The sequence below is a fragment of the Micrococcus sp. HMSC31B01 genome (genome assembly GCF_001816085.1).
Classification (GTDB): domain Bacteria; phylum Actinomycetota; class Actinomycetes; order Actinomycetales; family Micrococcaceae; genus Micrococcus; species Micrococcus luteus.
Map to the genome: position 1 here is coordinate 1 of NZ_KV824929.1, position 500 is coordinate 500.

Below are 500 nucleotides of genomic sequence, written 5' to 3' on the forward strand. Positions count from 1 at the left end.
CGGACGCGGGTGCCCCCGGGGAGGACGCCGCCGGGGAGGACGCCGTCGACGTGGGCGAGGCGCTGGCCGCGGTCGGCCACGCCCGGACGGCCGCGCTCATCGACCCGGAGCCTGCGCGACTGGACGCCTACGCCGTGCCCGGGGGACCGGCGTGGGAGAACGACCGGGATCTGCTGCGCCGGCTGACGGACGAGGGGTTCGCCTTCTCCGGCCTCGAGGTGACGGTGGAGCAGGCCGGACCCGCCCGGCGGGCCGGGGACGACGCGCTGCGTGTCGACGCCGTGCTCCGGACGTCGGCCCACACCGTGCTGGACCGCGCCGGACGCGTGGCGGCGCATCGGGAGGCGACGGCCGAGGAGGTCGTGCTGGTCCTGCGCAGCGGCCACGGAGAGGGCCCCGAGGGGCGGGACGGCGGCGCGGCGGGTCGGACGTGGCGGGTCGAGACCGTCGATCCGCGCTGACCCCGAGCTCGGATCCAGCGCCGGAGGCCGGCGGTCCCA

Annotated in this window: 1 pseudogene; it reads left to right on the top strand. The window is 78.8% G+C overall.

From position 1 onward, the window contains the following. Positions 1-461: pseudogene (locus tag HMPREF3105_RS01740) on the top strand (protein kinase); the annotation flags it as partial. Positions 462-500: the final 39 nt, after the last annotated feature.